This window comes from Sulfurimonas sp. (genome assembly GCF_032250635.1).
Classification (GTDB): Bacteria; Campylobacterota; Campylobacteria; order Campylobacterales; family Sulfurimonadaceae; genus Sulfurimonas.
Map to the genome: position 1 here is coordinate 1 of NZ_JAVVFL010000105.1, position 7,832 is coordinate 7,832.

General features: G+C 38.7%; 9 protein-coding genes. 6 read left to right on the forward strand and 3 right to left on the reverse strand.

Features of this window, described 5'->3' with window-relative positions:
- Positions 1-106: 106 nt before the first annotated feature.
- The 3 genes from hsrA to plsY form a co-directional block, all read right to left on the reverse strand.
- Positions 107-781: a homeostatic response regulator transcription factor HsrA gene (gene hsrA / locus RQ763_RS07305; RefSeq protein WP_294933219.1), complete on the reverse strand. Its 675-nt coding sequence runs from the start codon at positions 779-781 to the stop codon at positions 107-109.
- Positions 782-883: 102 nt separating this feature from the next.
- On the reverse strand, positions 884-1,213 hold the full coding sequence (locus tag RQ763_RS07310) for a dihydroneopterin aldolase (RefSeq protein ID WP_314152079.1): 330 nt from the start codon (positions 1,211-1,213) through the stop codon (positions 884-886).
- Positions 1,210-1,824, reverse strand: a complete 615-nt coding sequence (gene plsY, locus RQ763_RS07315; protein WP_314152080.1) for a glycerol-3-phosphate 1-O-acyltransferase PlsY — start codon at positions 1,822-1,824, stop codon at positions 1,210-1,212. The genes RQ763_RS07310 and plsY overlap by 4 nt, the downstream gene beginning before the upstream one ends.
- 120 nt (positions 1,825-1,944) lie before the next feature.
- On the opposite strand from plsY, the gene nadA reads away from it, so the two are divergent.
- From nadA to lpxC, 6 genes are all read left to right on the forward strand, one after another.
- Positions 1,945-2,943, forward strand: coding sequence for a quinolinate synthase NadA (gene nadA / locus RQ763_RS07320; protein ID WP_314152081.1), 999 nt, complete (start codon positions 1,945-1,947; stop codon positions 2,941-2,943).
- Positions 2,940-3,755: a carboxylating nicotinate-nucleotide diphosphorylase gene (gene nadC, locus RQ763_RS07325; RefSeq protein ID WP_314152087.1), complete on the forward strand. Its 816-nt coding sequence runs from the start codon at positions 2,940-2,942 to the stop codon at positions 3,753-3,755. The genes nadA and nadC overlap by 4 nt, the downstream gene beginning before the upstream one ends.
- A gap of 11 nt (positions 3,756-3,766) precedes the next feature.
- On the forward strand, positions 3,767-4,819 hold the full coding sequence (gene flhB, locus RQ763_RS07330; protein ID WP_314152082.1) for a flagellar biosynthesis protein FlhB: 1,053 nt from the start codon (positions 3,767-3,769) through the stop codon (positions 4,817-4,819).
- Between the two features lie 27 nt (positions 4,820-4,846).
- Positions 4,847-5,785 (forward strand): bifunctional oligoribonuclease/PAP phosphatase NrnA, encoded by a 939-nt coding sequence (locus RQ763_RS07335; RefSeq protein WP_314152083.1) that lies wholly within the window; start codon positions 4,847-4,849, stop codon positions 5,783-5,785.
- A gap of 1 nt (position 5,786) precedes the next feature.
- The gene (locus RQ763_RS07340) at positions 5,787-7,157 is read left to right on the forward strand and encodes a M23 family metallopeptidase (RefSeq protein ID WP_314152085.1); all 1,371 of its coding nucleotides are present in this window, start codon (positions 5,787-5,789) and stop codon (positions 7,155-7,157) included.
- Positions 7,158-7,203: 46 nt separating this feature from the next.
- On the forward strand, positions 7,204-7,832 hold a 629-nt coding region (gene lpxC, locus RQ763_RS07345; RefSeq protein ID WP_314152086.1), incomplete at its 3' end, for a UDP-3-O-acyl-N-acetylglucosamine deacetylase.

Here is a 7,832-nt window from a genome sequence, read left to right on the forward strand (position 1 = left end):
ACTGTCTAATTCTCGAAAAACAAAGTTTTTCGTAGCTTTAGGGGGTTGTAGGGACTTAAGTCCCTGCCACTAAAACGGACGCGTTCGTTTTAGTGCGTAACATCAGTTAGTTTATCTCTTTTGGAAAGCAGAAACGGTAACCACGACGACGAACAGTCTCTATAGTTGTAATACCTAAAGGTTTGTCCATCTTCTGTCTAATTTGGTTGATGGCAACTTCAATTACGTTTGGAGTAACGAGCTCAGGCTCTTCCCAGATAGCATCAAGTAGCTGCTCTTTAGAGACGATTTGATCACGGTGACGCGCTAAGTGAGTAAGAACTTCAAAAGGCTTGCCTTTTAGCTCTATGTCTACTTCTTTGTATGTGATTTTTTCCTCTTCAGGATTGATGATTAGGTCTTCAATCTCGATAATGTTGCTGCCTCCAAAACGTAGACGAGCCTCTATACGAGCAACTAGAACATCAAAATCAAAAGGCTTTCTGATGTAGTCATCAGCACCGCTTCTTAGAGCTTCGATTTCACTCTCATTGTCATCTCTTGCAGATAAAACTACTACAACAGTCTTTGGAGTGTTCGTTTTGATATCGCCGATGATGTCAACGCTGTTTCCATCAGGAAGCATCCAGTCCATCAAAACTAGGTCGTAATTACGAATATCTAGATAGTATTCTCCATCTTTAAGAGTCTCAACAACGTCGCTTTGGTAACCAAATTCTTTTAATCCCTCTGCAAGCATTTTGTTTAATGTGACTTCATCTTCTATAATTAGAATGCGCATAAATTTTGTCCTATTAGTGAATATTTTGGCGGAATGATATCATAATTTTAGGTTAATTTAAAGTAGTTTTTAATTTTTTTTTAATAAAACTTTAACTTATAATTAAGATTGGGATTTGCGATAATCGCTTACACTCACCTTGCAGTCGGGTAAAATCGATGGTTTTGTTATCTTCAAATAGGTGCTTTTTATGGCTTTGTATTCTTTAATTAACTTTAAATTTATCTCTTTTAAAGCATCTTCAATGAGTAAAAACTCACTTTTTATCACTGTTTCTTTTATAATTTGGACAATATCTGCATAGTTTATGAACCCATTTTCATCGTCATACTCAATGCTGGCATTTACAATGACATCTTGAGGTTTTACTCTCTCAAAATCTAAAATTCCAATGATAGATTGAAATTTTAGATCTTCAATATGGATTGTCATACCACTCTTTTTTCTTCGCCCTTAAATAGACGGATGATATTTGGAATATGTTTGTAAAAAAGTATAAATCCTATAATTAAAACAGGTGCGTGTGCCATGTCGGGATGGATTATAAAACTAGCAACTATCAGTGCCGAAAGTGCAGAGAGAGAAGAGAGAGACGATATGCGTATAAATTTTGCACCAAGCGCCCAGACAACAAGAGCGATGATGGTCTCGTACGGAAGCATAAAGATCATGACTCCCATGCCCGTAGCAACGCCTTTTCCACCCTCAAAACCAAGATATGGAGAGAAGCAGTGACCGATGACTGCCAAAACGGCTATGCCCCAGAGTGTAGCTTCACTGACCCCTGCAAAGTAGGCAACAAGAAGTACTAAAACACCTTTTATAGCATCGAGTGCCAACGTTGCGGCTCCAAGCTTTTTTGCCAAAGCAGGGTTGCTCTCTTTTACGACTCGCAAAACATTTGTAGCGCCGATGCTGCCCGAACCGCTTGTTTTTATATCTACGCCTGCAAATTTTTTCGCCAAAAGCAGGCCAAAAGGGATGCCGCCGATAAGATAAGCAGCTATAAAAAATTGAGCGTTTGTGTTAAATAAAAAATCCATTCAAGACCTTGTGAAATATTTGCGCTATTTTACTTTATCTATGATTACAAGCATATAAATTTATATGCCAAATAATATTTTTGCTATAATAGCGCCACTATAAAATGATGAGGATTTTTTTTGAAACTTACAAATGAAGAGTTAAGAGAGAAGATAAATGAGTATAAAAAGAAGCTAAGCGTAACGGTTGTTGCGCACTTCTACCAAAGAGATGAAGTTTTTGAGATGGGTGATATCACTGGGGACTCTCTGGAACTTGCTATAAAAACAAAAGAGGATAAATCGGATTATGTCGTATTTTGCGGTGTCGGATTTATGGGGCAGAGCGTAAAAGTTTTATCGCCAAACAAGAGAGTTGTTATGCCAAAAGCAGCATGTTGCGCTATGGCTACGATGATTGATGGCATGCAGTTTGATGTATCGGTAAAAGCGCTTAATGAAGCTGGAATTAAAAATGAAAATATATTGCCTATAACCTACATAAACTCTAATGCCGAGGTAAAAGCTAAAGTCGCAAAGATGGGCGGCATGGTCTGTACAAGCTCAAATGCGAAAAAAATTATAACAAATGCGCTTGAAGAGGGGAAGAAGATACTTTTTGTGCCGGATAGATGCTTGGGGCAAAATATCGCAAATCAGATGGGGCTAAAATCTTGTGTCATCGGAGACGGAACAAACCTCGCTGAAGCAGACATCATCTGTTTTAACGGTTTTTGTTCGGTTCATCAGCTCTTTAGCGTTGATGACATCAACTTTTACCGTAAAAAATATCCCGGTATTTTGATAGTCGTTCATCCTGAGTGTGATCCTGCAATCTGCAATGCAGCCGATTTTGTAGGTTCGACTTCGCAGATTATAAAGTACATTAAAGAGTTGCCAGAGGAGCAAAAAGTAGCGGTTGGAACCGAGTTTAACTTAGTTAATCGTTTGCGCAAAAAAAATACTTATGTTCTTTCATCTACAAAGCCTGAGTGTCCGACTATGAATGAGACAACGTTGCAGGATTTGTATGACATACTAAAATCGATTGACGAGGGTGCTCCGCTCAATGAGATACATGTCGATGAAGAGACGCAAAAATGGGCAAAAATCGCCTTAGAGAGAATGTTGGCACTATGATGGAGGAGTTTGTAAAAGCTTCATTGGAGCAGGATGTCGGTCGTGGAGATCTCTATGCTTTGGTTGAGCCTAGCATAAGTGCAACTGCAAGAATCATTGCCAAGAGTGACGGCATTGCGGCAGGCGAGGAGTACATAAACGTTTTGGCTAAACTCGAAGATTTTGAAATCAGCTGGAATGTGCATGACGGCGAGAGCTTCTCTAGGGGTGATGTTTTGGCAAATATTAGCGGAACTTCACATGTGCTCTTAAAGATTGAGAGAACTCTTTTAAACATGCTGCTCCATGCAAGCTCAATCGCAACTTTGACTAAGAAGTATGCAGATATACTCCAGCCTTACGGAGTTAAGCTTTTAGACACCAGAAAAACAAGACCGCTTCTGAGGGTTTTTGAAAAGTATGCAACTCGCTGCGGCGGAGCGGTAAATCATCGCATGGGACTTGATGATTCTCTGATGATTAAAGATACGCACCTAAAAACTATTGATGATTTGAAAATATATATAAAAAAAGCAAGAAACAAAATCCCCTTTACGGCAAAAATAGAGGTAGAAGCAGAGACCTTTGAGACGGCAAAAGAGGCTTTTGAAGCGGGCGCCGACATTGTTATGTGTGACAATATGACTCCTGAGCAAATTTGCGATGTTGTAAAATACCGAGATGAAAATTTTGCGCATGTACTGCTTGAAGCCAGCGGCAATATCTCTCTGCAAACCATAGAGTCTTACGCCAAAACAGGCGTTGATGCAATCAGCAGCGGTTCGCTTATCCACCAAGCAAACTGGATCGATTTATCAATGAAAATGGATTAAAAAATTAATTCATGGCTGATGATCAGGAAAAAACCGAAGAACCCACCTCCAAGAAGATAGAAGACGCCAGAAAAGAGGGGAATGTTCCAAAGTCGCAAGATGCGTCGGGGGTTATGACTCTTTTTATTGCTATTTTGGCTTTTTTGCTTCTTTTTCCATATATGAGCGCGCATATGCTCGGCCTCTCAAAATACTACTTTTCACTTCTAGGGATGCCTCTTGATAGAGCTTTAATGGTAGATATCGCTATTGTGACCATAAAAGAGTTTCTCCTTATTGTTATGCCTCTTACGATTTCGGTTGCTATTGCGGGTGTAGTAGCGGCTATTGCTCAGTTTGGGTTCTTATTTACTACAAAAGCAATTACTCCTGATTTTAAAAAAATAGACCCAATAAAGGGGACAAAAAATCTTTTTTCAATGAAAAAAATCATTGAAGGCATCAAGATAACATTTAAATCTTTTACGACCTTGGGCATCGGTTTTGTTTTTTTCTTCCTTTTTATAACAGAACTTCCTACCGTCGCACTCTTTGGGTTGGGTGACCAGATGATATGGCTCAAAGACAAGGCTATAGTTATCGCGTTTGTGATGCTTTTTATTATTTTTATATTTGCGATTATTGACATAATAATTGTAAGAAAGCAGTATTTTGACGGATTGAAGATGAGTAAACAAGAGATTAAAGATGAGATGAAAAACATGGATGGAGATCCTCTCATCAAAGCAAAAATCCGCCAGATTCAGATGCAGGCATCAAGAAAGAGGATGATGTCCGAGGTTCCTCATGCAGATGTCGTTATAACAAACCCAACGCACTACGCAGTTGCTATAAAGTATGATGAGCAGAAGTCGCATGCGCCTATAGTCGTGGCAAAAGGGATGGACAATATAGCGTTGCAGATTAAAAAAATAGCCAGAGAAAATAATGTCCATATTGTTCAAAACCCTCCTTTAGCAAGAAGTTTATATGCGCAGGTTGATTTAGACAGACCTATACCGAGTGAGCTATTTGCTGCCGTAGCAGAAGTGCTTGCCTATGTTTACAAAATGAATAAAAAGTAGTATACAATTCTCAAAAAGATATATAAATTGAATGAAATTTTAGAAAAAATTCAAAAAGCCAACCATATTGTTCTTATCTCACATGTGAATCCTGATGCGGACTCTTTAGGGAGTGCGAGTGCCATGTACACTTTCTTGCTTCAAAATCATAAAAAAGTATCTTGGTTTTGCAATACTCTTGTGCTAAATCAGAAATTATCTTTTTTGCCGTGGTTTGAAACAATTAAGTCTGTGTTTCCCAACTCTGCAGATTTGGCAATTTCGCTTGATTGTGCCTCCAAAGAACGCTTAGGTGTACATGTAGAGTGTGAGTTGATCAATATTGACCACCACGCTACTAACACAAATTTCGGCGATTTAAATTTTGTGCAGCCTGCGTTCATAAGTACAACGGCAATTTTATATGACTTTTTTAAAGCAACCAACGCCAAGATAAACAAAAAAATGGCAACTTCTATATATGCAGGAATACTAGACGATTCAGATACTTTTTTGTCTCAAAGTGTCGATGGTACGACATTTGCTACAGTTTGTGAATTGATAGACCTAGGTGCCGACATTCAACTTTGCAACAAAAAAGTTATAAAAAGTGTCTCACTGGCTGCTCTTAGATTGAAGTCTCTCATGTTTAAAAACATGACGTTAGAGCAGGATGCAAGGATTGCACTCTTTTATGTGAGCAACGAGGAGATGAGAGCGAGTGGTGCAGTTGCGCAGGACTGTGAATCACCGCTTGAAGAGTCTTTGTATCTCCCTCATGTTGAAGTTGCCTTGTTGCTTAGAGAACAGAGTGATTTAAATATAAAGTGTTCGCTTCGCTCCAACTCGTCTGTAGATGTCGGCAAGATTGCCGCTCTTTTTGGCGGCGGCGGACATTTCCACAGAGCAGGTTTTGAGACCTATGAGAAGCCCTCTTTAGATGAAGTAAAAATTAAGATATTAGATTTAGTAAAAAAGGAGTTATAGCTTGAGAAGAAGAAAAGAAAAAGGATCTTCAGTACTGCTGCTAGGTATTTTAGCGGTAGTTGTAGGTGTTGGTTTATATGTATACAATTCGGAGATGTTTGAGAGAGAAGTTCCGGTAATTTCAATGCAAAATAATGGGTACTGGAATCTTAAAAATCCGCTTGAGATAAAAATGGATGACAGTAGCGGTATAAAATCGTATAGAGTGACGCTTGTTACAAAATCAGAAGAGACACTTCTTTATCACGAACAGTTTTTAGCTCCCAAACAGTCTCTGAGTGTTAGCGTTGAGCCTCCTAAGAGTGCGTATGCTATGAGTGAGAATGAGATTAAGATAGTTGTTGAAGCAGAGGATTCTAGCAAGTGGAACTTCTTAAAAGGAAATATTGCTCTAAGCGAGTTTAAGCTCAAAATCGATAAAAAAAGACCTGTTTTAGGCACTATTGCAAACTCCTATAAGATAAAAAAAGGTGGCGTGGCACTTGTAGTTTTCAAGGCTGAGGATGAAAACCTAAAAGAGCTCTATATTCAGACAAATTTTGATAAGAAATTTAAAGCGCAGCCTTTTTATAAAGAAGGGTACTACATCTCACTTTTGGCTTGGCCTGTAACGGAGTCGACATTTAAAGCTACCATAATGGCAAAAGACAAGGCTGATAATATCTCACGAGTCAATGTTCCACTCTTTTTAAAAGATGCGACGTATAGAGTTTCAAATATAAAGATAAGTGACAGTTTTTTAAAGGGAAAAATCTCCGAACTTGCCCAAGAGTTTACCCAGACACAAGGCGTTAGTGACTCTATAGAGCAGTTTAAAATTATAAACGAAGATATAAGAGTTAAAAATGAAGAGCTCATTCATGAGATAACGTCAAAAGTTTCAAGTGAGATGATTGATGATTTTAAAATGAACAAGATGTATCCTCTTAAAAATGCTGCCGTGGTCGCTCATTTTGGAGATCACAGACTCTACTCTTATAACGGGGAAAAAATCAGCGAGTCATACCATTTGGGTCTTGATCTTGCTAGTAACTCAATGGCGGAGATTAAGCCGCAAAACGGCGGCGATGTGGTTTTTACCGGATATAACGGACTTTACGGCAATATGCCTATAATCTCTCATGGATTAGGGCTTTATACGCTTTATGGACACTGCTCAAGCGTCAATGTCAACATGGACGATAAAGTAAAAGGCGACTCACATATAGCAAATACCGGAAAAAGCGGTTATGCAATGGGAGATCATCTCCATTTCGGGATTTTGGTTCAAGGAATCGAGGTTCGCCCTGCAGAGTGGATGGATACTACATGGATAAAATTAAATATAAATGACGTTATCAATAACGCAAAGAGCATTATAGATAAGAAGTAAAATTAGTGTACAATTTGTGCTTAAAGTAAGAGATGGGAAGAAAAAAATGTATCAAACAACTATAAAAAAGAGTGTTGAGCTTGTCGGAATAGGTCTTCATAAGGGTTCTGCCGTTAAGTTAAGACTAGAGCCTTTGGAGTCAAACAGCGGTTTGATATTTTATCGAAGCGATGTGGATGTGGCAATTCCTCTTATTCCTGATAATGTTGTTGATACGAAAATGGCTACCGTTATTGGAAAAGACGGTTACGTCATCTCTACAATAGAGCATATGCTCTCTGCCGTTTACGCTTATGGCATTGATAATCTAAGAATAGTTGTAGATGCCGACGAGATTCCCGTTATGGACGGAAGCAGTGCGAGTTTTTGCATGCTTTTGGATGAAGCGGGCATAGTTCAGCTAGATGTTCCTAAAAAAGTGATGAGAATCAAAAAAGAGGTAATAGTTCAAGAGGGGGATAAGTATGTAAAGCTCTCTCCTTCGCCCGATTTGAAATACGGTTTTACCATAAAATTTCCTCATCCCGTCATTCAGAAGCAGGAGTATATTTTAAACTTTACCAAGCAGAACTACAAGGATGAGATCTCACGCGCTAGAACATTTGGTTTTTTGCATGAGGTTCAGTATCTGCGTTCAAAAGGTCTTGCTCTTGGTGGTTCTTTAGAAAATGCTGT